The 245-nt window shown below is 68.6% G+C and carries 1 protein-coding gene; it reads left to right on the top strand.

The features are described 5' to 3' along the window. A partial coding sequence (locus RVY79_RS21130) for a hypothetical protein (protein ID WP_317466571.1) occupies positions 1 to 245 on the top strand: 245 nt, incomplete at both ends.

The raw sequence follows: 245 nt of genomic DNA, 5'->3' as shown, positions 1-245 counted from the left end.
GCCAAGGTGAAGATCGCGCATGACCTGGCCCGCGGGGAAGGACAGGCCCTGCTCGAAGTGCCCGGCGTCCGCTTCCATGTCGACGGCCTTCAGCCCGACGATCTCACGCCGCTCACTTATGGCGTGATCGCCGATGTGAACGGGCTCGTCGCCGGCACCGGGCGGTTCGGCTGGTCGGGCGACACGGTCACCAGCACCGGCCATTTCACGGCGACCAATGTCGATCTGGCCGCCGCGTTCGGCCC

This window comes from Chromohalobacter sp. HP20-39 (assembly GCF_033052815.1).
Taxonomy (GTDB): domain Bacteria; phylum Pseudomonadota; class Gammaproteobacteria; order Pseudomonadales; family Halomonadaceae; genus Chromohalobacter.
This window is presented reverse-complemented; position numbering and strand designations above follow the sequence as displayed.